The following is a 23,083-nucleotide window of genomic DNA, read 5'->3' as shown; positions in this document are numbered from 1 at the left end:
GTCCACGGCAAGCGTCGCCTTGGGGCAAGCGTCAGATGCGCCTGCCCTGCGCTATTCCGGATACGGGTCTAAAGCGTGCCAGCCGCAACGCGGTCAGGGCGCGCTTTGCTGCAGCTTGCCGCCCTGACGCACGGGCACGATACGGGTCGCCTTGCCGGTGCGGTCGTCGGTCTCGATATAGACGCCGGATAGGGTCGCTTCTTCGTTGGCGGGGGTGAAGCGGTCTTTGGGCATGCCGGTGATGAAGCGGCGCAAAGGCTCTGTTTTCTCCATCCCGATCACCGAATGGTAATCGCCGCTCATGCCTGCATCTGTCAGATAGGCCGTCCCGCCCGGCAGGATCATCGCGTCAGACGTGGGCACATGGGTATGCGTGCCCACAACAAGGCTGGCGCGGCCATCACACCAATGCCCCATGGCCATCTTTTCCGAGGTCGCCTCGCAGTGCATATCGACAATCACCGCCGATGCCATGCCGCCCAGAGGGTGGGTCTTGAGCACAGGCTCAAGCGCCGAGAACGGATCGTCAAAGGGGCGTTTCATAAAGACCTGACCAAGTGCTTGGGTGACCAGCACCTTGCGCCCGTTCTTCGCGGTGAACAGGCGCGCGCCCTTGCCCGGTGCGTTTTTCGAAAAATTCAGCGGCCGGATGACACGCGGTTCCTGTTCGATAAAGCTCAGCATGTCTTTTTGGTCAAAGGCGTGGTCGCCCAAGGTCAGACAATCGGCCCCTGCGTCCAGCAGCGTCTTGGCGTGGCTGCCAGACAGCCCCATGCCAGAGGTGGCGTTTTCACCGTTCACCACCACAAAATCCAGCTTCCATTCCGTCCGCAGACGGGGAAGGTTTTCGCTGATTGCGCGGCGGCCCGCGCGGCCCATGACATCGCCGAGGAAGAGTATTTTCATGCCCCAAGCGTTAGGCTGCGCAGCGCACGAGGGCAAGGGGCGGAGTTGCGGTTTTTGCGCGCGGGGTGCGGGCGCGCCTAGGCGATCTCGATCACGCCCGTCTCTGTCACGATCAGATCAAGCGGCTGGTCGGTGGGTTCAAGCGGCAGATCGTCAACCTCTTGCCCGGCAAAGGCAAAACCGATCGCCAAGGTCGCTCGCCGCGCACGCAGCTGTTCCAGCGTGCGGTCATAAAACCCGCCGCCATACCCCAGCCGCCCACCAGCGCGGTTGAACGCCAGCAGGGGTACGATCACGATTTCAGGGTCAAAGAAATCCTCGACAGCGGGGATCTGGGCGCCAAAGGCACCGTCCACCAACGGGGTATCCGGGGTCCAGCGCGAAAACCGCAAAGGCTGCGCCGCGCCCATGATCACCGGCACGCCCACGGGGCCATGGGCCGCCGCCTCGGCCATGGCGGGGCGCGGGTCAATCTCTGTGCGTATGGGCAGAAAACCGGACAGCGGGACGCCGCGATACCCCGCGAGCACTTCGCTCAGATAGCCGGCTTGCGCGGCGTTGGCGCCATCAAACAGCGGCTTGCGACGGGCAAAGGCCGCCTTGCGCGCTGCCGCCTTGACCGCCGCCATATCCATCACAGCAAGACCGCCGCCGCCAGCCCCAGAAAGGCGAAGAAGCCCACGACATCCGTCACCGTGGTCACAAAAGCACCAGAGGCAAGGGCCGGATCCACGCCAAAACGTTCCAGCAGGATCGGGATGCCCGTCCCCGCAAGCCCTGCCACGACCATATTGATCACCATTGCCGTCGCGATCACATAGCCAAGCGCGGGTGACCCGAACCACAAAATACCGACGATCCCCATGATGATCGCGAAAATCAGGCCGTTCACCAGCCCCACAAGACATTCACGCCGGATCACGCGCCAGACGTTCGATCCGGTCAAATCCCGGGTCGCGATGGCGCGCACGGCCACGGTCAGGCTTTGCGTACCGGCATTCCCCCCCATAGAGGCCACGATGGGCATCAACACCGCCAACGCCACGATCTGCGCGATCGCCGCCTCGAACTGCGAAATCACCATAGAGGCCGCGATGGCCGTCACCAGGTTCACCGCCAGCCAGGGCAACCGCTGCTTGGTTGTCTCGATCACACGGTCAGACAGCGACCCTTCACCAACACCGGCCAGACGCAGGATGTCTTCTTCGTGTTCCTCGTCCAGCACCGACATGGCGTCATCAATGGTGATCACCCCGATCAAACGCCCCTCGTCATCGACAACGGGCGCAGAGATCAGGTGATACTGGTTGAACGCATAGGCGACATCGCCCTCGTCCCGCAGGGCGGGAATGACCTGAAACGTATCCTCCAGAATGTCGCGCATGGGGGTGGCGCGTTTGGACCGCATCAGCTTGCCAAGGGTGACATTGCCCACAGGGTGTAACCGCGGATCGACCATGACAATGTGATAGAACTGGTCCGGCAGGTCTTCCTCGGGCGTGGCGCGCAGGTGATCAATCGCCTCGCCCACGGTCCAGTGTTCGGGGGCCATCACGACTTCGCGCTGCATCAAACGACCAGCGGAATATTCGGGATAGGTCAGCGCCTGTTCGACAGCGACCCGGTCCGCATCTTCCAGTGCCCCCAGAATGGTCTCGGCCTGCGCATCCTCAAGGTCTTCGATCAGATCGACAACATCATCGCTGTCCATGTCGCGCACGGCGTCCGACAGCACCTCGGGCGTCAGAATCGCAACGACTTCCTCGCGGATCGATTCGTCGAGCTCCGACAGAATCTCGCCATCGAACTCGCGGTCATACAGCCGGATCAGCTTGGTCCGTTCAAAGGCGCTGATCTGTTCCAGAAGGTCGGCGATGTCGGCCGCGTGCAGCGGCTCCATCAGCTCTGTCAGCTTGGCGGCGTCATCGATTTCCACAGCATAGAGAATGGACGCCACGGCCTTCTTGTTCAGCCGATATGCCTCGCCTTCATCCTCGGCGTCGGGGGAGAGTTCAAGTTCCTGTGCGTCGTCAACCATGGCTGCCCCCACTTGCGATTTTGCGCAGACCATAAGCGTGCCACAGCGCGGATACAATGGCGCGGAACCCTGCGCTATCGGATTGTCGGCACGGCGGGCTGCGGTTAGACAGGCGGCATGAAAACACAAACACTCCTCCTCGGCCAAACGCTCCGGTTTACGGGCAATCCCCTCTCTGACCCGTGGGAGGAGACGGTTCATATCGACAGCGACGGTGGCGTGCTGATTGAAGGCGCGCAGATCAAGGCCGTGGGCCGCGCCGACGACCTGCGCAAGGCGCACCCGCAGGCGACGGTGCAGGACTATGGCGACCGGCTGATCTGCCCAGGGTTTGTGGACGCCCATGTGCATTATCCGCAGACCGCCATCATCGCGAGCTGGGGCAAACGTCTGATCGACTGGCTCAACAGCTATACCTTCCCCGAGGAAATGCGCTTGTCAGACCCCGCCTATGCCCGCGACATCGCCGGGCGCTATCTGGATCTGACGCTGGCCAACGGCACGACCACTGTCTGCTCTTTCGCCACCATCGCCCCCACCAGCGTCGACGCGATATTCGACGCGGCGGCAGAGCGTGGTCAGCGGATCGTGGCGGGCAAGACCTGCATGGACCGCAACGCCCCCGACGGGCTGCGCGATACGGCGCAATCGGCCTATGACGACAGCAAGATGCTGATCGACCGCTGGCACGGCAAAGGCCGCGCCAGCTATGCGATTACGCCCCGTTTCACGCCGACCTCGACGCCGGAGCAACTCGCGGCCCTGGGTGCGCTCTGGACCGAGCGCCCCGACTGCCTGATGCAGACGCACCTGAGCGAACAGATCGACGAGATTGCTTGGGTACAAGACCTTGTGCCCCACGCCCGCGATTATCTGGACACCTACGAGGAACACGGGCTGGTGCGCGATCGCGCCGTCTTTGGCCACGCCATCCACCTGACCCCACGCGAGATCGACCGCCTTGCCGACAGCGGCGCATCGGTGGTGCATTGTCCCACCTCGAACACCTTCATCGGATCGGGACTGTTCGACATGGCGCATATCGCCGCGCAGCAGATACCGATTGGCTTGGCCACGGACACCGGCGGCGGATCGTCCTTCTCGATGCTGCGCACAATGGCTGCGGCCTATGAGATCGGCCAGCTGCGCGGCACCCCCACCCATGCGGCGCAGTTGATGTGGCTTGCCACCGCCGGCTCTGCCCGCAGCCTGCATCTGCACGAAAAGATCGGCACACTCGCCGAAGGCTTCGAGGCCGACATCACCGTGCTCGACCTCGCCTCCACCCCCGCGATCAAGCAGCGCAGCGACAATGCGCACAGCATATGGGATCAGCTTTTCGCCACAATCATGATGGGCGACGACCGCGCCATCAGCGATGTCTGGGTCAACGGGGTGCGCCGAGGCTGACGCCAGACTCCTTCATTTTGCCTTTAAACTCCCCGCGGCGCGTCCCGTAGGCGCGCCTTGCGAGACGGCTTCGGGCCCATCCTAACAGGGTGCGGCCAGAACCATTGCCCAAATCCGGTCCGGCCCCTGAAACAGGCCAAAACCCGTGGAATTCCGGCTCATCATATTGCGGTAATGTGGCGCCGACTGCGCCCATCCCCGCATGACCTGCGTCAGATCCCCCTGCCCCTTGGCAAGATTCTCGGCCACATAACACCAGCGATAGCCCTGCGCCCGCACCCGATCGCCGACACCAGACCCATCGCGCCCCGTGTGCGAGAAATACCCGTGCCGCGCCATGTCCAGCGCATGTGCCCGCGCGGCGGCCTCTAGCCGCGGTGCATAGGACAGCGGGGCCACCCCCTGCTGCGCGCGCATGGCATTCAACATGTGAACCGCCTGTGGGTCGGCGCGCAAAGGCGATATCGCGGCGATCATCAAAGCCACGGCCAAAGCCAGCCTTCGCAGAATATTCATACTGTCAACTCCCCCCGCTTTCGCGCTACCCGCGTCTCTACTTCCTCCCAAGACCGAGGCACGCGTGTTTATATCGCGTCCCGCAGCGCCCGCGCGAGCTTGTTTTGCTGCGCGATCTGCGCGGGTAGATCTATGGTCACGACCTGCCCGTCCCGCACGACGCTGCGCCCCTCAACAAGCAAATCGCGGACCGTTGTCGGCCCCGCAAGCAACAGTGCAGCAGGATCCCAGCTCCCGGCGCTTTCAATCCCGCTCACGTCCCAGATGGCGATGTCTGCCCGCGCCCCCACTTCGATCCGCCCGCATTCGGGGCGGCCCAAGATGTCTGCACCGCCGCGCGTGGCAATCTCGAGCGCTTCGCGTGCGCTCATCGCATCCGCCCCGCCGGCAACGCGCTGCAAAAGCATCGCCTGCCGAGCCTCCGCGACAAGATTACCGGCGTCATTGCTTGCACATCCATCGACCCCTAGCCCCACGGGAACCCCGGCATCTCGCATCGCACGAAGGGGCGCGATCCCCGAGCCCAAGCGGCAATTCGAACAGGGGCAATGTGCGACGTTAGTCTTGGTCTGCGCGAATAACGCGATCTCGCTCGGGTCGAGCTTCACGCAATGGGCATGCCAGACATCGGGCCCGACCCAGCCCAGATCCTGCGCATATTGACCCGGACGACAGCCGAATTGCGCCAATGAATAGGCGATATCCTCGTCGTTCTCGGCAAGATGCGTATGCAGCATCACGCCTTTATCCCGCGCCAACAGCGCTGCGTCCCGCATCAGGTCCCGACTTACCGAGAAGGGCGAACAGGGCGCGATGCCAACCCGACACATGGAAGAGGCCGATGGGTCATGAAAACCGTCGATCACACGAATGCAATCCTCCAGTATCGCGGCCTCGCTTTCCACCAAAGCATCAGGTGGCAACCCACCGTCGCTTTCCCCGATGCTCATCGCGCCGCGCGTGGGCTGAAACCGCATCCCGATCTCTGCCGCGGCGTGTATTGTATCCTCCAACCGGCTGCCGTTCGGATACATATACAGGTGGTCCGAGCTTAACGTGCAGCCGGACAAGGCAAGCTCTGCCAACCCCACCTGAGCCGAGACATACATGTGATCCGGCGTAAACCGCGCCCAGATCGGATAAAGCGTTTTAAGCCAGCCAAACAGCAGCGCGTCCTGCCCCCCCGGCACCGCCCGCGTCAGACTTTGATAAAGGTGGTGATGGGTGTTCACCATCCCTGGCGTCACAACGCACCCTGATGCTTCTATCACCTCCCCTTCAGTTGTCAGGTTTTGTCCCACCGCTGCGACAACCCCATCGCGCAGCAAAACATCAGCCGATACCAATTCGCGCCGCGTCTCATCCATCGTCAAAAGATAGTCAGCGTTGCGTATCAGCAGTTCGGTCATATCGGACAATTCCTAACAAACTCTAAAGCTTCGGCGTGAATATCGGCATTGGCCGCCGCGATGGCACGTCCACCATGATGGGCGGGGCCGCCATCCCAGTCGGTAACGATGCCACCGGCGGCATGGACAAGGGCGATTGGCGCTTGAATATCATAGGGTTGCAGGCCCGCTTCGATGACCAGATCGACCTGCCCCGAGGCCACCAAAGCATAAGCATAGCAATCCATCCCAAAGCGCGCCAAACGCGCATGTCGCGCCACCTCGGCAAAGGCGGCACCTTCGGATGTCGTCCCGACTTCTGGGAAAGTAGTGAAAACGGTCGCCTGTGACAGTGCACGCGCCCCACGTGTCCGTAGCGGATGAACGCCAGACGGGCCCGACACCTCGGCTTGGCCGCTGTGCCCAACAAAACGCTCACGAATATAGGGCTGGTCGATGATCCCGAAAAACGGCCCATTCGCATTGCTGACGGCGATCAACACGCCCCAGGTCGGCGTGCCGGAGACAAAACCCCGCGTGCCGTCAATGGGGTCCAAAACCCAGGTGAGCCCGGAGGTGCCTTCCGCGATACCATATTCTTCGCCTAGGATGGCGTCGTTGGGGCGTTCGCGTGCCAAGATATCGCGCATGGCCCGTTCGGCCGCACGATCGGCTTCTGTGACGGGATCATACCCCGACTGGAATTTGTTGTCCGCAATCAGATCTGCTTGACGAAAATGGGGAAGTATCGCGGCACGGGCGGCGTCCGCCAGCAAATGGCCCACACGCAATATATCGGGATCGGAGTGCATATTTGGTATCATAGCTACCGATCTGACACTTTCGCCAGATCCTTGCAAGATAACACTTCCCGCTAAAGGTTAAGCCACATCACTGAGGACACGCGCCAATTCGAACAGGCGGCGACGCTGGTTTTCGGGGATCGCATAGTAAGAGCGGATCAAATCCATCGCCTCTTTATCGCCGCTCAGATCGGCGGGGATATTGTCCAAGGCCTTTTCGGGCTGCGGCTTTTCGGCTTCCAGACCTTCAAAGAAATGCGAAACGTCCACGTTCAGGGCAAAGGCGATGTCCCAAAGTCTGGACGCGCTGACACGGTTTGCACCGGTTTCATACTTTTGGATTTGCTGGAATTTTATGCCAACAAGTTCTGCTAAGCGCTGCTGTGTCATGCCTGTCAGCCAACGGCGCTGCCGTATTCGCTGACCAACATGAACATCTACTTTATGAGGCATCACGATCTTCTTTCTAACTCAGCGCCCATAATTTCGACGCTTGTATTTGTGGAGAGGAAGTGACCAATTCACGTGGTCATTTCCGACAAAACGTGCTACTTGCAAATATACTCACTATGCGCAAATAAAATGAAAATGGACATACGTTCAGTTATCATTCCAATCAGCGCCAGCACTTAATCAAGCGTTGTTTCCGCGAGAAAAATACCCCTTATACGCGAATTGAACGTAGCAAGCGTTCGGGAACTCGCAAAACTTTTTACCTGAGCCGAGCACCATAAATTCGCCGCAATGCTGTGTGTCAGCATTTCCAACACATTGAGACCTGCTCCTCTCACGCTCAAGAATACCATATTTGTCAGTAAGATAGCCCCGTCCCTCAGCTTCGCCACTACATTCTGCGCGGGTGCGCGATGTTTTGCTCACGGCACCCGAATACTGCCTGATTAGCGCTAATAACGAAAACGTTACGGCACAATTGCGCATATCACGGGGAAGAATCATCCTTTTCATGGGCAAAAGGCTTGCAGTCTAAACCTTAAAATACCGTTCAGAGCCGCGAGAACGGCGCGGCAAAGTGCCGCGACGCAAAATTCGCAAACGCGTTAGGAAAATCTTCATATCTTTTCTTTAGCTCATTCATCACGGACACGCAGATGTGCAACCGAAAGGCTGCGTGTTCCGACGGTAGAAATGCCTATGTTGCGCCACATTTGGCAAAGCAAAACGCCAATAGTGTCCGCTGCGCTAGAATTGGATGCGAAAGCTCTTGAAAACAAAGACGTGTGTGCCGATATTTGACCCAATACCGAGGTCGAAGAACCGACTTTGCAACACGTCTATTATTTGGAGGATATTCATGGCCGACGTGAACACCATCCGGTCTGCGGCCGGATCCCGCGCCGCCGCTATCGATGAAGGGCTGCGCACCCATATGAATAAGGTGTATGGCACCATGTCGATTGGCATGTTGATCACCTTTGCAGCGGCTTGGGCCATTTCCGGCTTGGCCGTGACGACCGATCCTTCCGGCGCGGTTGCGCAGATTGGCACGGACAAGTACCTGACTTCCTTCGGCTCCGCGCTGTATATGTCGCCGCTGAAATGGGTTGTGATGTTTGCACCTTTGGCGTTTGTCTTCGGCTTGGGTGCCGCGATGAATAAAATCTCGGCCGCGACTGCGCAGACATTGTTTTATGTTTTCGCTGCCGTCATGGGCGTTTCGATCAGCTCGATCTTTCTGGTCTTTACGGGCTATTCTATCATCCAGATTTTCTTGATCACCTCGATCGCTTTCGCAGGCCTGTCGCTTTGGGGCTACACCACGAAAAAGGATATCTCCGGCTGGGGTAGCTTCCTGATCATGGGCGTCATTGGCCTGGTTGTCGCGTCGATCGTGAACATCTTCCTCGCCTCCCCTGCCCTGGTATTCGCGATCTCGGCTATCGGCGTTTTGATTTTCGCTGGCCTTACCGCCTATGACACGCAGAACATCAAGAACACTTACTTGGCGCATGCACATCACGGTGACCAAGAATGGCTGCAGAAGTCCGGTATCATGGGCGCGTTGAGCCTGTACCTGAACTTCATCAACATGTTCATGATGTTGCTGCAATTGTTCGGCAACCGCGAATAACAGACTGCCCCACGACGCGGGAAAATACCTGAGAACGAGCGCCCATCGACATCCGTTCGGTGGGCGCTTTCTTTTGCCCTAGGCGCTATCACAACCGTCGGCCCGACTACCTAATCTGCCCGCGACGCTTCCGTATAACTGCGATCCGCCTTACGCAGTCTGTTCAGTAACATTCGGTTCAACAAGCATGCTGACACGACCTTGCGACTGTACGTCTTCCAGTCGGGCGTGCAGAAAAGCATACCCGCAGAGGAGCGAAGCTCCTCTCGAAATATTCACTGAAGTGATGATTTCAAAGGTCTCAGCTTAGGCGCCAGCTCACCCCCGACCAAGCTAAACCGCAACGTGAAAGGCTTGCCCCAACGCAGCGGTCACGGCCATCGCAAGTGCGCCCCAGACCACCGCACGAATAATCGCCGAACGCAGGGGCGCACCGCCAAGCCGTGCACCGCCGCCGCCAAGCAGTGCCAGAGCGAGCACAGCGGTCACGGCAATCGCGATCAAAGCGTATCCGGCAGGGGCGACAAGTGCTGCGATCAACGGAAAGGCCCCACCCAGAGCGAAGGCGAGCGCTGAGGCCCCGGCGGCCTGCAGCGGATTCGCCTGCCCTGCCAGGCCAAACATACCGAGCTCTTCGCGCGCATGCGCACCAAGAGCGTCGTGGTCGGTCATCTGCGTGGCAACCTTGACGGCGAGCGCGGCATCGACGCCGCGGTTCTCCAACCCTTCGGCAAGCTCTTCCAGCTCGTAGTCTGGGTCTTCCTCCAGCGCGATACGCTCACGCTCCAGATCCGCGGCTTCCACATCGGCCTGCGCCGAGACAGAGACATACTCCCCCGCGGCCATGGACAGTGCGCCCGCGGTCAATCCGGCGAAACCGGTCAGGGCGACATTTCCGGTCGTCATCCCCGCCGAAGTAACGCCGACCAGAAGGCTAGAGATGGAAACAATCCCGTCATTCGCACCCAGTACAGCGGCGCGCAACCAGTTGCTCCGGTTGATGTAATGGCCTTCTTTGGGCATTGCCCGTCTCCTTGCGATCACATCCGGTACTTAGCCGCGACAGCAGGGCTGTTCCCATGTCCGAGGTAGAAAAACGCAAAAGGCCGCGCACGAGGCGCGGCCTTCATATCGCGTCGACGGTAAGATCTTACTTGATCTTGCCTTCTTTGTATTCAACGTGCTTACGAATAACGGGGTCGTACTTTTTGATGACCATTTTCTCGGTCATGGTACGTGCGTTTTTCTTGGTTACGTAGAAATGGCCTGTGCCCGCGGACGAGTTCAGACGGATCTTGATCGTGGTTGGCTTCGCCATAGTCGTTCTCCTGCAACGACGAGCAGGCCGCTGATCGACCGCTCGTGAAATCCTGAGTTTTGGGTTCTAGTCACGCCTGCGCCTGAGTCAACCGCTATTTCCTGCCCATGGCCCAAACGAACCGGAAAAATTGAAGTTTTCCGGACCAAGCCCCCGAAGAACAGGGATAAAGACCATGATTATGCGCGGAAGGCCTATAAGCCGGATTTTGTCCCCGCCTTGCGACAGGGGATGACCATTCCTCTGACCATGCAGTTGCCTGCACAGCTACAGCTGCCAACCCGGACCTGCTGGGGCAGAAGTGGCCCCGCCTTGCCTGTTGCCAGACGCGGCGCGCGGTCCCTATTTGGCATTGCTCCCGGTGGGGCTTGCCTTGCCAGAGATGTTGCCACCTCCGCGGTGCGCTCTTACCGCACCGTTTCACCCTTACCTCCCCGGTGGTATCGGTTGCCCGACCCGTCGAAGCGGCGGTCTGTTTTCTGTGGCGCTTTCCGTCGGGTTACCCCGCCCGGGCGTTACCCGGCACCGTTTCTTCTGGGAGTCCGGACTTTCCTCGACCTTGTTGCCAAGACCGCGGCCATCCAGCCTTCCGCGCGCTGCACGCCTAGCGCCTAACTTCAGGTGGGGTCAATCAGTTTCACCCGCCGCGATGCCTTCGGCGAGGATTTTTAACCATTTGGAAACGGGTGTGGTGCTAGAGATCATGCCCGAGGGTCATATCAGCGGCGCAGAGCGGCCCCTTGCGCCAGGGGGCATACCGCAGACGCGTGCTGTGCAGAAGGAGGTCAATATCATCGGTGGCGGTGTAGCCTGCCGAATGTGCCGCCGCGATAAAGGCAGCCGGCGTGGGGTCGGATCCGCGGTTTTTCTCCGCGTACTGACGGCCTTTGCCGGCAAGGTTCTGACGCGCCAGACGTGGCCAGTCGAATCGCGGTCCGGGGTCGATCTTGCGTCCGGGGGCCATATCCGAATGGCCGATGATCCCTTCGGGCGGGATCGACCACCGCTCCATAATCCCGCGCAGCAGGGTTTCGAGCGTGACCATCTGCGGTTCGGAAAAGGGGTGATTGCCACGGTTATCCAGCTCTATCCCGATAGAGCCTGAATTGATGTCATCGCGACCCCGCCATTCCCCTGCACCGGCGTGCCAGGCACGCTGGTCTTCCGGGACAAGTGGTACAGTCTCGCCCTTGCCCGTGATCAGATAGTGGGCCGAGACTTCGGCCGCAGGGTCACAAAGACGTGCGCAGGCCGCTTCTGCACTGTCCATCGCGGTATAGTGGAGCACGACCAAAGAGGGCCGCAGCCCGTTGCGGCGCGGCCCATGGTTCGGGGAAAGGTAGCGGTCAGGCGCGTCTGCCATAGGGCTTAGCCCTGCACCCCTTTGCGATAGGGGCTCGGGTCCCAGTTGCAGGCGTATCCGTCGCCGTCAGGGTCCATGCCAGAGCGGTCCTTTTCAGGGCCGCCCGCACTGAGGAAGGCGATCTGCGCCTGATCCGGGTGCGAATACTGGGCGCAGGCCCGTGCGAATTTGCGCTGTTTGTTGAACCCCCGACGGGTGTAGATCGGGGTGCCCACGGCGTGATTGTTCTGCAAAGCATAGGCTACGATATTGGGCCCGGCATCGGCGCGGTCCGGCAGGGCTTCGGGTTGCACCACACGGTATTGCGCGCGGTTGGCCGCGATGCGGGCCGCGTCGCCTTCGATGCTGCGCTCATCGGCCACGGCGTCAAAGTTGTTCTCTTGCGATATTCCCCCTGCCCCCAGCACCGGTGGCGCAGGGTTGGACGGGCTGGCGTTCACAGGGGCCACGCCCGAATTGGTCGCGGCATCATTGCCAAGCCCACCGGGGCGCGTGGCATCCAGGATGCGTGCCGTTTCCGCAGCCGTCGCCGCAGCGGAGCCATCATCGACAGTGTCCAGCGGCGTGGCGTCCACCGTGGCGGGTGCTGGCATCGTTGCCACCGCCCCGCCTGCCAAAGCTGTATCCCGCTGGGATTGCGCGGCGTCGAACGACCCGTCAAAACCGACACCCCGTCCACTGTCGGGGATTGCGGGCTGGCAGGCCGCCAGGGCGAGCCCCAAGGCTGCAACAATTGAACAACGTATCATCATCGGACCTGCTTTATCTGCTCTGGTTTATCGGCGGGGGTTTACCACCATTTCTGCGGCTTGGCTACAAAGCCCGCCGCCTGCTCCAGCGCATAGGCGGTAGACAGCAGATCGGCCTCTTCCCATGGGCGGCCGATCAGCTGCAAGCCAAGCGGCAGGCCGGTCTCGCTGGTGCCGGTGGGCAATGCGATACCGGGCAGCCCCGCGAGGTTCACGGTAACCGTGAAGACGTCGTTCAGATACATCGCCACAGGGTCCGTATCCGTCATCTCGCCCAGACCGAAGGCCGCCGTGGGCGTGGTCGGGGTCAGGATGCTGTCGATACCGGCCGCAAAGGCGTCTTCGAAGTCTTTCTTGATCAACGTGCGGACCTTGCGTGCCCGGTTGTAGTAGGCGTCGTAGAAGCCCGCGCTTAGCACATAGGTACCGACCATAACACGGCGCTGCACCTCGGCCCCGAAGCCTTCGGCGCGGGTCTTTTCGTACATCTCGGTGATGCCGTCGCCGTGGTCCAGCTTGGCGCGGTGACCATAGCGTACCCCGTCATAGCGGGCGAGGTTCGACGAGGCTTCCGCCGGTGCGATCACGTAATAGGCAGGCAAGGCGTATTTCGTATGCGGAAGAGAGATATCAACGATCTCGGCCCCGGCGTCGCGCAGCATGGCGATACCGTCCTGCCACAGCTTGTCGATCTCGGCAGGGATACCGTCGATGCGGTATTCCCGCGGGATGCCGATCTTTTTGCCACGGATGTCGCCGGTCAAGGCGGCTTCGAAATCAGGGACCGCCAGCTCGGCGGAGGTGCTGTCCTTGGGGTCATACCCCGCCATGGCACCCAGCATGATCGCCGCATCGCGCACGGTCTTGGTCATCGGGCCCGCCTGATCCAGCGACGAGGCAAAGGCCACGACGCCCCAGCGGGAGCAGCGGCCGTAGGTCGGCTTGATCCCCACGGTGCCGGTAAAGGCCGCAGGCTGGCGGATCGAGCCGCCGGTATCGGTGCCGGTGGCCGCAAGACAAAGATCCGCCGCCACAGCCGCCGCCGACCCGCCCGAAGATCCGCCGGGTGTCAGCGCTGTCTCATCGCCCGAACGCCGCCACGGGTTGACGGCATTGCCATATACGGAGGTTTCATTGGACGATCCCATCGCGAATTCATCCATGTTGAGCTTGCCCAACATGACGGCCCCGCTGTCCAGCAGGTTCTGCGATACGGTGCTTTCATACTCGGGCAAGAAGCCTTCAAGAATGCGCGACGCCGCTTGCGACGGCACCCCTTTGGTGCAGAACAGATCCTTGATGCCGATGGGCAGACCACACATGGCAGGGGCATCGCCGGATTTGATCCGCGCATCGGCTGCCTTGGCCTGATCCATCGCCAGATCACCGGTGTGGTGGACAAAAGCATTCAGCGCGCCCGCGCCCTCGATCGCGCTCAGACATGCCGCCGTCAGCTCGGCCGAGGTCACATCCCCCTTGCGCAGCGCGTCACGTGCATCGGCAAGGCCCAGTTTATTCAGATCAGCCATTATTCAACCACCTTCGGAACCGCAAAAAATCCTTCGCGCGCGTCGGGCGCATTGGCCAGCACCTTGGCCTGCTGGTCGCCATCGCGCACCACGTCCTCGCGCTTTTTCAGCACCTGTGGCGTGACCGATGTCATCGGCTCTACCCCGTCGACATCGACTTCGTTCAACTGCTCGATAAAGCCGAGGATATTGTTGAACTCTTGCGCCAGCGCGGGCAAGGCGTCGGGTTCGACCTTGATGCGGGCCAGTTTCGCCACCCGTGCGGCTGTGGACTCGTCAATGGACATGGGCGCTCCTTCATCTGATTGGGTGCCGTTTATCGCCCCCTGCCCGCCCCCGCAAGTCTGGGGGCTGCCTCTGACCCGCAATCGCGCCGGTTGATCCTTCATTTTGCCAAATAAACTCCCGCCGGAGGCTCCCCAAAGCGGCATCACGCGCTACAGTCCGCTAAAGACACGGAATAAGGGAGACCCAAATGGATATCATCTGGCTAGGCCACGGCAGCTTTCGCATCGAGATCGAGGATCAGATTCTGCTGATCGACCCCTGGCTCACCGGCAATCCGATGCTGGGCGACGCGCAGCACGAGGCCGCACTGGCAGGCGTCACGCAAATCCTGGTGACCCACGGGCATTTCGACCACACCCAAGACCTCAAGATGGTGGCCGAGAAAACCGGCGCGCCGGTTGCAGGCATGGTCGAACTGATGGGCTATTTCAGCGCGCAGGGTGTGGAAAACACCACCGGTTTCAACAAAGGCGGCACCATCCGCTGCGGCAAGGTCGATGTGACCATGGTACCTGCGTCACATTCCTCTTCCGTCGATGGGGACGCGGGGCCTGTCTATATGGGGGCCGAGATCGGCTTTATGATCAAGGGCGAAGGCCGCACGATCTATGTCTCGGGCGATACGGACATTATGGCGGATATGGATTGGATGGGCGACTACCACAAACCCGATATCGGCATCCTCAGCGCGGGCGGCCATTTCACTATGGATATGGCCGGTGCGGCCTATGCGGCGAAACGGTATTTTGACTTCAAGACCGTCATCCCCTGCCACTACCGCACCTTCGACGCGCTTGAACAATCGGCACAGGTACTGATCGACGGCTTGCCCGGCGTCGATGTGATCGAGCCCGAGGTGCTTAAACCGATCAGCCTGTAAAACGGCCTAATTAACAGAACCGGCGCGATCCCCGATGAAACAAAGGGTGTCGTTTGCGCGCAGGGCGATGGTGTCTTGATCAAACGCAGCTTTGCGCGCCTCTGCCGGGTCAAGCGCCAGTGTGGCGCAGACCTCGAACGCGGTATCGCTGAAGCGGTGATAGGCGTAAGGCGCGCCCGTTGCAGGGTCGCCTTGGGTCAGCACATCGCGCAATCCGGGCCGCGTGCCGGGACAATAGCTGTCATCCGCAAGCGCTTGCGGCAATGGTTTGCGCGGGTGACCAAGGCACATCAGATGCCTGTGCAAGGTCCGCAGATCGCTGAGGCGCTGACTGTCCTGCTGGGCGAGCCGTGCGTGCTGCGGGCCACCCACCACGACCAGGCCGCCGATGATGGCACCGCCGACCAGCACAGACATGCACATCAGCAGCAACTTGTTCACGCCGGGGCCTCCTCGCGCAGATCGCGCAGATAATAGGCAAAGATGCCCCCGGCGACGACCAGCACCACCAGCGCCTTGAGCACGAATTGCGCCGTCAGGTCACCGGTCAGCAGCGCATAGATGGTGGCAATCGAATCCCCTAACATCGTCAGCGCCGCCAAAAGCAGGCCGATGTAGATCATCCATTTGCGGATCGCAGAGCGGTAGAGCGCAGGGTCGCGCGCCAGTTTCCGCCGCTCGCGCAAGGTCAGCCACAGATACATCGGTCCGGTCACGATCAACACCGCAACACCCCAGCGGATCGACCGGTCGCTGCCGCCGTCGCCCGTGGCAAAGACCACATCGACCAGCGCCTGTAACACGACAACCAGATTGAACGCGCCAAGGATCAAGACGCAGAACGTCAGCGCATAGGTAAAGAAGTCCCGCGCAGACACCGTCGCCACAGGCCGCGGAATGGGCGGAGAGAACGGCATCTCGTCCCAGCCGTTCAGGGCGTCCTGCACCTCAGCGCTGCGCCAGCCCGCATGGGTCAGCGCGGATGTGATCTCGGCCCGTGACTTGCCCGCGGCCAAGGCGTCGCGCACGAAAATGCTCAGCTCGTCCCGTTGGGCCATATGGGTCTATCCTTTTCGTTTCTCTGCAAAAAACGCCTTTAGCAGATCTTCGCTTTCAGGCGCTGCAATGGCGTCATAGACGTCGGGGGCGTGGTGACATTGCGCGTGGGAAAACACCCGCGCACCCTGCGCCACTCCGCCAGACTTGGGGTCTGACGCGCCGTAGTACAAGCGTGCCACCCGCGCGGCAGAGATCGCGGCGGCACACATGGCGCAGGGTTCCAGCGTCACATAAAGCGCATGCCCGCCAAGCCTTTCGGACCCCGCCGCCGCACAGGCAGCACGGATCGCCAGCACCTCGGCATGGGCGGTGGGATCGTTCAGCTCGCGCGTCCGGTTGCCCGCCTGCGCGACGACCTGTCCGTCGGGTGCCACGATGACCGCGCCCACGGGCACTTCACCACGGGCGGCGGCGGCGCGGGCCTCTTCCAGCGCTTGGGACATATAGGACGTAAAGCTCATACACCTCTCTTGCCCGCAAACGCCGCCCTTTCGCAAGCGCGGGAAACAGGGTAAGCGCTGAAGGATGAGCGCAGATACACCCTCCCAGCCCCCGAAATCCGGCACCCCTCCCGGTGACCGCATTGCCAAAGTCCTGTCCCGTGCCGGCATCGCCAGCCGCCGCGAGGCCGAACGCATGATCGAGGCCGGTCGCGTGCGCGTCAACGGTGCGCAGATCGATTCGCCTGCGTTGAACGTGACGCCTTCGGACGCGATCACCGTCGACGGCAAACCGGTGGGCGAGCCCGAACCGCCCCGCGTCTGGCTGTTCCACAAGCCCACGGGGCTGGTCACCACCAACCGCGACGAAAAGGGCCGCGGCACGATCTTTGACGATCTGCCCGAAGACATGCCCCGCGTCATGAGCATCGGTCGGCTTGACCTCAACTCCGAAGGGTTGCTGCTGCTGACCAATGATGGCGAGGTCAAGCGCCGCCTCGAACTGCCCTCGAACGGCTGGCTGCGCCGTTACCGCGTGCGGGTCAATGGCCGCCCCACCGACGATATGCTTGAACCGCTGCGCAAGGGCATCACCGTGGATGGCGAGGATTTTCAGCCGATGACGGTCACGCTGGACCGGCAACAAGGGGCGAACGCCTGGCTGACCGTCGGGCTGCGCGAAGGCAAGAACCGCGAGATCCGCCGCGCGATGGAGGCGGTGAACCTGTCGGTGAACCGGCTGATCCGCACCAGCTATGGCCCGTTCCAGCTTGGCGAGTTGAAAACCGGCGAGGTCGAGGAACTCAAGCGCAAGGTGGTCCGTGACCAGCTTGGCCTCGAGATTGCCGATACCACCGGCACCGCGATCAAGAAAAAGCCCGCGCGCATCATCAAGCGCAAGCCCCGCAAACCCGGAGAGCCGGGCCCCGGTCGCCCCGGCCTGCCCAAGGAACCGGGTGACAAGACCGCGACGGGCAAGACCATCCCCGGCAAGCCCAAGCCCGGCTATGGCAAGTCCAAGCCCGCACGCCCCGCGTCCGACCCCGCGCCGCGCAAGTTCGGCACCCGCGTAAAATCCACCCGTAAACCCTGATTTCTGTGGGTTTACGGCCCTTTGGCCGCTACTTTTGCGTGCGTGACCCTAGCAGGTGGCGGGCACTGCGACTATATGTCGTGCAAAGGAAGGTCCGATGGGTCGATTGCTTGTCTTTGTCGCCACGCTGGCGCTGATTGTTGCGTTTGTCGCCGTTTTGGTGACAATCATCGCAAGGATTCTGGACGCGGGCCGTCGTGCATCGACACCAGCGCATGGACAGGAGGTTTATCGCCCCATGGCACCGACACCGTTTCAGAAAATCACCTATGCCGCGCTTGTTGTCTTGCTGTTCGGTGTCTCTACCGGCTGGCTCGGGGGGCTTTGATCCATGGCGCAGCGCTTTGGCGGTAAATACAGCAATCATGACACGAACGGCAGCACGCCGCCCCCGCAGGGCACCCGTGCCAAACGGATAGAGGTCGACCCCGCAAGCGGGCGGGCCAAAATTTTGTTCATCCCCGCCATTCCGCTTGTGTTCATGTCGTTGAACGACGGGGCGCAGGGGCTTGCATTGGGGCTGCTGGCGGCGGCGACGCTGACCGGTGCCGCATGGATGCTGCGCGAGGGGCTGAAAGCCGAAGCCGCCTATACCGCGCGCAAGGTTGCCGAACGCCCCGCCCTGCCGCGCAAGATCATCGCCAGCCTTCTGACCGGTGCCGGCGTGGCGCTTGCCACCTATAAGAATGACCCCGGACTGGCGGCCCCTGTGCTTTATGCGCTGGCCGCGATGGGGCTGCATGTGTCGGCCTTTGGCATCGATCCGCTGACATCCAAAGGGATGGAGGGCGTGGACAGCTTCCAGAAAGACCGCGTCGCCCGTGTCGTGGACGAGGCGGAAAAACACCTTTCCGCAATGAACACCGCTATTGCACGCGCGGGCGATCGCAAGGCGCGCGACCGGCTGGCGCAGTTTCAGGACACCGCACGCACGCTGATCCGCACCGTGCAGGATGATCCGCGTGATCTGACCGGTGCGCGCAAATACCTGTCGGTCTATCTGCTGGGCGCGCGTGACGCGACAATCAAGTTTGCGGATATCTACGCCAGCACCGGCGATGCGCAGGCACGCGCCGATTATCTGGCTTTGCTGGATGATCTGGACAAAAACTTTGCCGCGCGCACCCAAAAATCGCTATTGGAAGACAAGACCGATCTGAACATCGAAATCGACGTGCTGCGCGAGCGGCTTTCCCGAGAAGGCGTGCGTCTCGACTGACGCGCCCCGCCCCAAGAGCATAGGAATACTTGAAACATGTCTGATACCGTTCGTGACAAAGCGACCCAATCCGTAGCGCTGGTGGAAGAGGTCAACGCGCAGATCCTGCCCGACCCCGCCCCTGCGGATGCCGTCGTCTCGCTTGAGAAAGCCGATGCGCCACAATCGGCAGAGATCAAAAGCCGCATGGCAGAGATCGACATGGGCGACACGCAGTCGATCATCGGTTTCGGGTCCGGCGCTCAGGCCGAGCTGCAGGAGATCAGTCAGGCGATGTTGCAGGACGTGCGCAACAAGGATGTCGGCCCCGCCGGTGACAGCCTGCGCACGATCGTGACAACCATCCGCGGCTTTTCCGTGTCCGAGCTGGACGTGCGCCGTGAACGCAGCTGGTGGGAACGCCTTTTGGGCCGCGCGGCCCCCTTTGCCAAATTCACCGCCAAGTTCGAGAAGGTACAAGGTCAGATCGACCGCGTCACGGACGAACTGCTGACCCATGAACATACCCTGCTCAAGGATATCAAATCTCTTGATATGCTGTACGAAAAGACGCTGCAGTTCTATGATGAGCTGGCGCTTTATATCGCCGCGGGCGAGGCCAAGCTGGCAGAGCTTGACGCGACCACCATTCCCGCCAAACAGGCGGAGGTCGACGCCGCACCAGAGGCGGATCAGGTCATGGTCGCCCAGGAACTGCGCGACATCCGCGCCGCGCGGGACGATCTGGAGCGCCGTGTGCACGACCTGAAACTGACCCGTCAGGTGACGATGCAATCGCTGCCCTCGATCCGCTTGGTGCAGGAAAACGACAAGTCGCTGGTGACCAAGATCAACTCGACCCTCGTGAACACCGTGCCGCTGTGGGAAACCCAGCTGGCGCAGGCGGTCACCATCCAGCGCAGCGTCGAAGCCGCCGCCGCCGTGCGTGACGCCAATGACCTGACGAACGAGCTGCTGACCTCTAACGCGCAGAACCTGCGCGAAAGCAACAAGGTCATCCGGACCGAGATGGAACGCGGCGTCTTCGACATCGAGGCCGTCAAACAGGCCAATGCCGACCTGATCGGGACCATTCAGGAATCGCTGCAGATCGCCGACGAAGGCAAGGCGCGCCGTGCCTCTGCCGAGAAAGACCTGCAAGAGATGGAGGCCAACCTGCGCGACACGCTGGCCTCTGCCAAAGCGTCCAAGCCCGCGGCCCCAGCCGCATAACCCGTCAAAACCTGGAGCGCGCGATATGGTATGGCAACGGTTGGGGCGAACAGGATGGATCGGCACGGCGGCTGTGGTCGCCGCGCTGGCCGCCTGCACCCCGCAGGCTCCTGTTGAACCAACGCTGAAACCCATTGCGCGCCCCGACGCGCCACCGGCCCCGCCCCCCGTGGTGGCCAAGCCGACGTCGCAAAAAAGCGCCAAGCTGCGCAGCTATTTCAACCAGGTGCAGCAGGCCCAGCTGAGCCAAGGGTTGCTGCGCCGGGATGGTGGCGGGCAGGACACGCCCTTTACCGCCGACATGCTGGTGCGCAACTTTGAACAGATCGCTTTTTACAACGAATATAACGCCACCCTGACCGGACGGGGCGATAAGACCCCCATGCGCCGCTGGGAACGCCCCGTCCGGATGGAGGTCGTCTTTGGCGACAGCGTTCCCCCGTCCGAGCGCGACCGCGATGCGGCCTCGATCCGCGACTATGCCACCCGCCTCGCCGCCACGACGCAGCATTCCATCACCGTGGGCGGCAAGCCGAACTTTATGGTGATCATCGCGGGCGAGGATGACCGCCCCGCCGCCCTTGCCCAAGCCGCCGAACGCATCCCCGGTGTGACCGCCGAAAGCCTTGCCGCGCTCAGCGATCTGCGCCGCGATACCTATTGCATCGTCGCCGCCTATGCCGGTGGCGCGGACCCAAGCACCTATACCGCTGCCGTCGCCGTCATCCGTGCCGAGAACCCCTCGCTCATGCGGCTGTCGTGTATCCATGAAGAACTTGCGCAGGGCCTTGGCCTTGCCAACGACAGCCCCACCGCACGCCCGTCGATCTTCAATGATGACGATGAATTCGCGCTGCTCACCCGTCACGACGAGCTGCTGCTGAAAATGCTCTATGACCCGCGCTTGCACGCCGGCATGACCGCCGAAGAGGCAACCCCCGTGGCCCGCAAGATCGCGTTCGAACTGATCGGCGGGCCCGTTTAACCCGCCACCGACCTCCCCCGAAAGGACCAAGACATGGGTATTCTCGATTTTCTCTCTGGCCAATTCATCGACGTTATCCATTGGACGGACGACACCCGCGACACGATGGTGTCCCGGTTCGAGCGCGAAGGCCACGAGATCAAATACGGGGCCAAGCTGACGGTCCGCGAAGGGCAAGCCGCTGTCTTTGTCCACGAAGGTCAACTGGCGGATGTGTTCACGCCCGGGCTTTATATGCTTGAAACCAATAACATGCCGATCATGACATCGCTGCAGCATTGGGATCACGGCTTCAAAAGCCCCTTCAAATCCGAGATCTATTTCGTCAACACCACCCGTTTCAACGATCTGAAATGGGGCACCAAGAACCCGATCATCGTGCGCGACCCCGAGTTCGGCCCCGTGCGCCTGCGTTCATATGGCACCTACTCTGTCAAAGTGTCGGACCCCGCGCGGTTCCTGACCGAAATCGTCGGCACCGATGGTGAATTCACCATGGACGAGATCAGCTATCAGATCCGCAATATCATCGTGCAGGAATTCTCGCGCAGCATCGCGCTGTCCAATATTCCGGTCATGGATATGGCCGCCAATACCCGTGAGCTGGGCAAACTGGTGAGCACCGAAATCTCGGCCACCATTGCAGAATACGGGCTGACCATCCCCGAACTTTATATCGAAAACATCTCGCTCCCCCCCGCCGTGGAGGAGGTGATGGACAAGCGATCGTCGATGGGGGTGATCGGGGATTTGAACAAGTTCACGCAGTTCCAGGCGGCAGAGGCGTTGGGCCGCGAGGGCGCTGCGGGCGCAGCAATGCAGACCGGTCTGGGCGCCGGATTGGGCATGCAGATGGGCCAGGCCGCCGCCGCGCAGGCAGGCCCGTGGGGCCCGCGCCCCGCGGCTGCGGCCCCCGCAGCACAGACGCCCCCGCCCCCGCCGCAACCTGAAAAGGTCTGGCATCTGGCAGAGAACGGCCAGACCAAGGGCCCGTTTTCAAAGGCCGCATTGGGCCGCATGGCCACGGATGGCGGGTTGACCCGCGAGACCTATGTCTGGACCCCCGGTCAGGATGGCTGGCTCAAAGCAGACGATGTGGCCGAGCTGGCGCAGCTCTTTACCGTGCTGCCGCCCCCGCCGCCTCCTGCGTAAGGCTGTCTGAAACTTGGAACGGGCAACGCGCGTGTCTAGGGTATGACCCCGCGCCGTCGCCCCTTGCTGCCCCACCGTCGGACCCTGATGAAGCTTTTGCATTGGGGCATGGTGCCGCTGTTTATCTGGTTCCTGCTGGTGCAGCCGGCGGATGTGGCGCGGATCGGGCCTGCGGCGGTACGGTTCCATTCGGTCATGGGCTTGGTCTTTGTCAGCGCGGCCCTGCTGTGGTGGGTGTCCTACATGCGGCGCGGCTTGCTGGGGCGCCCCGGCCCCAAGCTTCGGGGCTGGGCCCGTTGGATGCATCCGGTGCTGCATAAGACCCTGATCTGGGGTATCTTTGGCGTCGCCCTGACAGGGCTGCTGATCGGGGTGACCTCGACCGTTCAGCTTTGGGCCGGTGGGATCGTCCCGATTGCCGTGCCCCTTGATATGCCGCGCGCCAACGACCTCGTCGGGCTGATCCACAGCATCGAATTCTACGCTCTTGCAGGCGTCGCGCTGGCCCATGCCGCATTTCACATCTGGCGTCACCTTCGCCTGCACGACAACGCCCTGCGCATAATGGCTCCGAAAGTGTTGCACCGTTTTTTGTGACCCTGCTCTGGCGGCAGGGGGCGCACTGCCCTATGTCTGGGGCAGGCCT

26 protein-coding genes and 1 other RNA gene are annotated in these 23,083 nt (G+C 61.6%); 10 read left to right on the top strand and 17 right to left on the bottom strand.

Annotated features, from left to right (window positions below; translation table 11 throughout):
• Positions 1–93 precede the first annotated feature (93 nt).
• The 3 genes from B4F27_RS08625 to mgtE all read right to left on the bottom strand — a co-directional run bounded on the left by B4F27_RS08625 (position 94) and on the right by mgtE (position 2,944).
• Positions 94–906, bottom strand: a complete 813-nt coding sequence (locus B4F27_RS08625) for a TIGR00282 family metallophosphoesterase (RefSeq protein ID WP_009826492.1) — start codon at positions 904–906, stop codon at positions 94–96.
• A gap of 77 nt (positions 907–983) precedes the next feature.
• The gene (locus B4F27_RS08620; RefSeq protein WP_375071253.1) at positions 984–1,541 is read right to left on the bottom strand and encodes a 5-formyltetrahydrofolate cyclo-ligase; all 558 of its coding nucleotides are present in this window, start codon (positions 1,539–1,541) and stop codon (positions 984–986) included.
• On the bottom strand, positions 1,541–2,944 hold the full coding sequence (mgtE, locus tag B4F27_RS08615) for a magnesium transporter (protein WP_005852296.1): 1,404 nt from the start codon (positions 2,942–2,944) through the stop codon (positions 1,541–1,543). The genes B4F27_RS08620 and mgtE overlap by 1 nt, the downstream gene beginning before the upstream one ends.
• A 117-nt stretch (positions 2,945–3,061) precedes the next feature.
• Between mgtE and guaD the strand changes: the two genes are divergently transcribed.
• On the top strand, positions 3,062–4,354 hold the full coding sequence (gene guaD, locus B4F27_RS08610; RefSeq protein ID WP_286759440.1) for a guanine deaminase: 1,293 nt from the start codon (positions 3,062–3,064) through the stop codon (positions 4,352–4,354).
• An 81-nt stretch (positions 4,355–4,435) separates the two neighbouring features.
• Here guaD and B4F27_RS08605 read toward each other — a convergent pair whose 3' ends face one another.
• From B4F27_RS08605 to B4F27_RS08590, 4 genes are all read right to left on the bottom strand, one after another.
• A complete protein-coding gene (locus B4F27_RS08605; RefSeq protein ID WP_286759439.1) occupies positions 4,436–4,870 on the bottom strand; it encodes a CAP domain-containing protein in 435 nt (144 codons plus the stop codon).
• Between the two features lie 68 nt (positions 4,871–4,938).
• Complete coding sequence (locus tag B4F27_RS08600; RefSeq protein ID WP_286759438.1) at positions 4,939–6,279, bottom strand: 8-oxoguanine deaminase; 1,341 nt, start codon at positions 6,277–6,279, stop codon at positions 4,939–4,941.
• Positions 6,276–7,070 carry a histidinol-phosphatase gene (gene hisN / locus B4F27_RS08595; protein WP_074635524.1) on the bottom strand — a complete coding sequence of 265 codons (795 nt, stop codon included), beginning with the start codon at positions 7,068–7,070 and terminating at the stop codon, positions 6,276–6,278. The genes B4F27_RS08600 and hisN overlap by 4 nt, the downstream gene beginning before the upstream one ends.
• 69 nt (positions 7,071–7,139) lie before the next feature.
• On the bottom strand, positions 7,140–7,514 hold the full coding sequence (locus tag B4F27_RS08590) for a helix-turn-helix domain-containing protein (protein WP_005852284.1): 375 nt from the start codon (positions 7,512–7,514) through the stop codon (positions 7,140–7,142).
• A gap of 859 nt (positions 7,515–8,373) precedes the next feature.
• Between B4F27_RS08590 and B4F27_RS08585 the strand changes: the two genes are divergently transcribed.
• Complete coding sequence (locus tag B4F27_RS08585; RefSeq protein ID WP_005852283.1) at positions 8,374–9,150, top strand: Bax inhibitor-1/YccA family protein; 777 nt, start codon at positions 8,374–8,376, stop codon at positions 9,148–9,150.
• Between the two features lie 333 nt (positions 9,151–9,483).
• Here B4F27_RS08585 and B4F27_RS08580 read toward each other — a convergent pair whose 3' ends face one another.
• The 7 genes from B4F27_RS08580 to gatC all read right to left on the bottom strand — a co-directional run bounded on the left by B4F27_RS08580 (position 9,484) and on the right by gatC (position 14,396).
• Complete coding sequence (locus B4F27_RS08580) at positions 9,484–10,173, bottom strand: VIT1/CCC1 transporter family protein (protein WP_286759437.1); 690 nt, start codon at positions 10,171–10,173, stop codon at positions 9,484–9,486.
• Between the two features lie 127 nt (positions 10,174–10,300).
• Positions 10,301–10,468: a 50S ribosomal protein L33 gene (rpmG, locus tag B4F27_RS08575; RefSeq protein ID WP_005852281.1), complete on the bottom strand. Its 168-nt coding sequence runs from the start codon at positions 10,466–10,468 to the stop codon at positions 10,301–10,303.
• 181 nt (positions 10,469–10,649) lie between these two features.
• Positions 10,650–11,061: RNase P RNA component class A (gene rnpB, locus B4F27_RS08570), an RNA gene on the bottom strand.
• A gap of 101 nt (positions 11,062–11,162) precedes the next feature.
• The gene (locus B4F27_RS08565) at positions 11,163–11,831 is read right to left on the bottom strand and encodes an N-acetylmuramoyl-L-alanine amidase (protein ID WP_286759436.1); all 669 of its coding nucleotides are present in this window, start codon (positions 11,829–11,831) and stop codon (positions 11,163–11,165) included.
• Positions 11,832–11,836: 5 nt separating this feature from the next.
• Positions 11,837–12,583: a hypothetical protein gene (locus B4F27_RS08560; RefSeq protein WP_037954279.1), complete on the bottom strand. Its 747-nt coding sequence runs from the start codon at positions 12,581–12,583 to the stop codon at positions 11,837–11,839.
• Positions 12,584–12,621: 38 nt separating this feature from the next.
• Positions 12,622–14,109, bottom strand: a complete 1,488-nt coding sequence (gene gatA, locus B4F27_RS08555; RefSeq protein ID WP_286759435.1) for an Asp-tRNA(Asn)/Glu-tRNA(Gln) amidotransferase subunit GatA — start codon at positions 14,107–14,109, stop codon at positions 12,622–12,624.
• Entirely contained in the window at positions 14,109–14,396 is a 288-nt protein-coding gene (gatC, locus tag B4F27_RS08550; RefSeq protein WP_005852277.1) for an Asp-tRNA(Asn)/Glu-tRNA(Gln) amidotransferase subunit GatC, read from the bottom strand. Before gatC ends, gatA begins: the two co-directional genes overlap by 1 nt.
• A gap of 188 nt (positions 14,397–14,584) precedes the next feature.
• Between gatC and B4F27_RS08545 the strand changes: the two genes are divergently transcribed.
• Positions 14,585–15,277: a metal-dependent hydrolase gene (locus B4F27_RS08545; protein WP_286759434.1), complete on the top strand. Its 693-nt coding sequence runs from the start codon at positions 14,585–14,587 to the stop codon at positions 15,275–15,277.
• A 6-nt stretch (positions 15,278–15,283) separates the two neighbouring features.
• Here B4F27_RS08545 and B4F27_RS08540 read toward each other — a convergent pair whose 3' ends face one another.
• Genes B4F27_RS08540 through B4F27_RS08530 form a run of 3 tightly spaced genes read right to left on the bottom strand, consistent with a single transcriptional unit; the run spans position 15,284 to position 16,797 of the window.
• On the bottom strand, positions 15,284–15,718 hold the full coding sequence (locus B4F27_RS08540) for a hypothetical protein (RefSeq protein WP_286759433.1): 435 nt from the start codon (positions 15,716–15,718) through the stop codon (positions 15,284–15,286).
• Positions 15,715–16,335 (bottom strand): DUF5671 domain-containing protein, encoded by a 621-nt coding sequence (locus B4F27_RS08535; protein WP_180829048.1) that lies wholly within the window; start codon positions 16,333–16,335, stop codon positions 15,715–15,717. Before B4F27_RS08535 ends, B4F27_RS08540 begins: the two co-directional genes overlap by 4 nt.
• Positions 16,336–16,341: 6 nt before the next feature.
• Complete coding sequence (locus tag B4F27_RS08530) at positions 16,342–16,797, bottom strand: nucleoside deaminase (protein WP_278375645.1); 456 nt, start codon at positions 16,795–16,797, stop codon at positions 16,342–16,344.
• Positions 16,798–16,861: 64 nt separating this feature from the next.
• Between B4F27_RS08530 and B4F27_RS08525 the strand changes: the two genes are divergently transcribed.
• From B4F27_RS08525 to B4F27_RS08495, 7 genes are all read left to right on the top strand, one after another.
• Positions 16,862–17,869 carry a pseudouridine synthase gene (locus tag B4F27_RS08525; protein ID WP_064217398.1) on the top strand — a complete coding sequence of 336 codons (1,008 nt, stop codon included), beginning with the start codon at positions 16,862–16,864 and terminating at the stop codon, positions 17,867–17,869.
• A 97-nt stretch (positions 17,870–17,966) separates the two neighbouring features.
• Positions 17,967–18,197 (top strand): hypothetical protein, encoded by a 231-nt coding sequence (locus B4F27_RS08520; RefSeq protein ID WP_005852271.1) that lies wholly within the window; start codon positions 17,967–17,969, stop codon positions 18,195–18,197.
• Positions 18,198–18,200: 3 nt separating this feature from the next.
• Positions 18,201–19,088 carry a 5-bromo-4-chloroindolyl phosphate hydrolysis family protein gene (locus tag B4F27_RS08515; RefSeq protein ID WP_286759432.1) on the top strand — a complete coding sequence of 296 codons (888 nt, stop codon included), beginning with the start codon at positions 18,201–18,203 and terminating at the stop codon, positions 19,086–19,088.
• 36 nt (positions 19,089–19,124) lie between these two features.
• Positions 19,125–20,300 (top strand): toxic anion resistance protein, encoded by a 1,176-nt coding sequence (locus B4F27_RS08510; protein WP_286759431.1) that lies wholly within the window; start codon positions 19,125–19,127, stop codon positions 20,298–20,300.
• Between the two features lie 25 nt (positions 20,301–20,325).
• Positions 20,326–21,285, top strand: a complete 960-nt coding sequence (locus B4F27_RS08505; protein WP_074635512.1) for a DUF2927 domain-containing protein — start codon at positions 20,326–20,328, stop codon at positions 21,283–21,285.
• Positions 21,286–21,318: 33 nt separating this feature from the next.
• Positions 21,319–22,437 (top strand): SPFH domain-containing protein, encoded by a 1,119-nt coding sequence (locus tag B4F27_RS08500; protein ID WP_005852267.1) that lies wholly within the window; start codon positions 21,319–21,321, stop codon positions 22,435–22,437.
• An 87-nt stretch (positions 22,438–22,524) separates the two neighbouring features.
• Positions 22,525–23,034 (top strand): cytochrome b/b6 domain-containing protein, encoded by a 510-nt coding sequence (locus B4F27_RS08495; protein ID WP_286759430.1) that lies wholly within the window; start codon positions 22,525–22,527, stop codon positions 23,032–23,034.
• Positions 23,035–23,083: the final 49 nt, after the last annotated feature.

The sequence above is a fragment of the Sulfitobacter sp. UBA1132 genome, assembly GCF_002311545.1.
Lineage (GTDB): Bacteria > Pseudomonadota > Alphaproteobacteria > Rhodobacterales > Rhodobacteraceae > Sulfitobacter > Sulfitobacter pontiacus.
Note: the sequence above shows the minus strand (reverse complement) of the source record. Positions and strands in the feature narration are given on the sequence as shown.